Source organism: Limnohabitans sp., from assembly GCF_044373035.1.
Taxonomy (GTDB): Bacteria; Pseudomonadota; Gammaproteobacteria; order Burkholderiales; family Burkholderiaceae_C; genus Limnohabitans_A.
In genome coordinates, this window is record NZ_JBILQU010000225.1 from 1 (window position 1) to 2,533 (window position 2,533).

The 2,533-nt window shown below is 64.6% G+C and carries 3 protein-coding genes; all 3 read left to right on the top strand.

Annotation, left to right across the window (positions count from 1 at the left end; all coding sequences use genetic code 11):
• The coding region (locus ACIQ47_RS16245) for a PLP-dependent aminotransferase family protein (protein ID WP_396439068.1) at positions 1-699 on the top strand (699 nt) is incomplete at its 5' end.
• Between the two features lie 25 nt (positions 700-724).
• The gene (locus ACIQ47_RS16250; protein ID WP_396439069.1) at positions 725-1,648 is read left to right on the top strand and encodes a PhzF family phenazine biosynthesis protein; all 924 of its coding nucleotides are present in this window, start codon (positions 725-727) and stop codon (positions 1,646-1,648) included.
• Between the two features lie 37 nt (positions 1,649-1,685).
• On the top strand, positions 1,686-2,533 hold an 848-nt coding region (locus tag ACIQ47_RS16255), incomplete at its 3' end, for a threonine dehydratase (protein WP_396439070.1).

Genomic DNA, 2,533 nt, shown 5'->3' on the forward strand with positions numbered 1-2,533 from the left:
GACAAAGCCCGCTTTGTGTACCTGCTGCCCAACTTCCAGAACCCCACCGGCCGCACCATGACCGAAGAACGCCGCGCCGCCGTGGCGCAGGTGGCTGTCGAATGTGGCTTGCCGATCATCGAAGACAACCCCTACGGCGACCTGTGGTTTGACGCACCGCCCGCGCCATCGTTGAGCTCCCGCCACCCCGAGGGCAGCGTGTACCTCGGTTCCTTCTCCAAAATTTTGGCGCCCGGCCTGCGCCTAGGCTATTTGGTGGCACCCAAGGCCCTGTACCCCAAACTGCTGCAAGCCAAACAAGCGGCCGACCTGCACACGCCCAGCTTCAACCAGCGCGTGGTGGCCGAAGTGCTCAAGGACGGCTTCATCGACCGCCATGTGCCCACCATCCGGGCGCTGTACAAACAGCAGTGCGAAGCGATGCTCGCCGCGCTTGACCGCGAAATGGCGGGCCTGGGCCTCTCCTGGAACCGCCCTGTGGGCGGCATGTTCCTGTGGGTGCAACTGCCCCAGGGCCTCAAAGCCATTCCCCTGCTGGACAAAGCCGTTGAAAAAGGCGTGGCCTTTGTGCCCGGCTCGGCGTTTTACGCTGGGGCCGCCAACGAAAGCACCCTGCGCCTGTCGTTTGTGACCGCCACTGTGGACCAGATCAACACCGGCATGGCCGCGCTGGCAACGGCGATCCGAGAATCCTTGTAATCCGCTCCCACCCCCTCAAGATCCCATGAAATTCCGAGCTTTTCAACAAGTCGACGTCTTCACCGACACCGCCTTTCTGGGCAACCCGCTGGCTGTGGTGCTCGATGGCACAGGTCTGAGCGACGCCCAAATGCAAACCTTTGCCGCCTGGACGCAGCTGAGCGAAACCACCTTTGTGCTGCCACCCACACCCGATGGCGCTGCGCGCGGGGCCGACTACCGGGTGCGCATTTTCACGCCTGGGGCTGAGCTGCCTTTTGCTGGCCACCCCACACTGGGCACGGCCCACGCCTGGCTGAAGGCGGGCAACACGCCCCGGCAACCCGGTGTGCTGATGCAGGAATGCGGCGTTGGCCTGGTGACTCTGAAGCAGCTGGGCGAGCGCTGGGCTTTTGCGGCACCACCACTGACGCGCTCGGACATTTCGGCCGGAGAACTCGTTCCGGTGCTGGCGGCGTTGGGGCTGGACGCATCTGAAGTGATAGTCGCCCAAAACCTGAACAACGGCCCGCATTGGCTGGGCCTGCTGGTGGACAGTGTGGACACGGTGCTGGCCCTGGAGCCCGATCACGTTGCCCTGAAAAAGCTGGGCACCAAAGTCGGCGTGGCGGCCCGCAGGCAAGAGACGCCGGGAGGACTGATCCGCCGCGCCAACCGCGAAGCCCGCGCCTTTGCACCGTCCACCCGCATCGCCAACGACCCGACCGACCTGGAAGTGCGTGCCTTCGCCGCCCCCGTGGGCATCGCCGAAGATCCAGTCACCGGCAGCCTGAATGCATCGCTGGCGCAATGGTTGATGGACGACGGCCACATGCCTGCCACCTACAGCGCCCGCCAGGGCACGATGCTGGGGCGCGCCGGACAGGTTTTTTTGTCGCAAGACGCGCAAGGCCAGGTCTGGGTGGGCGGCGATGTGGTCGGCTGCATCCAGGGCAGCGTGAGTCTGTGACCCCCTGAACCCCAAGCCTTGAACTGCCGGAGCCACCATGCACACCGATCTGCCCACACTGGCCCAAATCCAATCAGCCACGCAAACCATCTATGCGGCCTTTGGTCCCACGCCCCAGTACCGGTGGAACACCCTGAGCCAGCGGCTGGGCACCGACTGCTGGGTCAAGCATGAAAACCACACCCCCGTGGGCGCCTTTAAGGTGCGCGGTGGTTTGACTTACTTTGAACACTTGGCCCGCTCAGGCCAGATGCCCCCAAAAGTGATCAGCGCCACCCGGGGCAACCATGGCCAAAGCATCGCTTATGCGGCAGCACGCCACGGCGTGGCCTGCACCATCGTGGTACCACTGGGCAACTCCGCAGAGAAAAATGCCGCCATGCGGGCGCTGGGAGCGCAGCTCATCGAACGGGGTCATGACTTCCAGGCGGCCCGCGAACACGCTCTGAGCCTGGCACAGGCAAGCGGTGCGCACATGGTGCCCAGCTACCACCCCGCCTTGGTGCTCGGCGTGGCCACGGGTTGGCTCGAATTTTTTCAGGCTGTCCCTGCGCTCGATGTGCTTTATGTACCGATTGGCCTCGGCTCGGGTGCCTGCGCCGCATTGGCGGCCAAGCAAGCGCTTGGCCACCCTGTCAAGGTGGTGGGCGTGGTCAGCGCACACGCCACCACTTACCTCGACTCGATGGCGGCAAACTGTGTGGTCGAAGCCCCGGTCAGCACCGTGCTGGCCGATGGCATGGCGGTGCGGCGGGCGGACCCGCAAGCACTGGCCATTTTGCAAAACGGGCTCGACCACCTCGTGCAGGTGAGCGATGCCCAAGTGGCGCAGGCCATGCGCGATCTGTACACCGACACCCACAATGTGGCTGAAGGTGCGGGTGC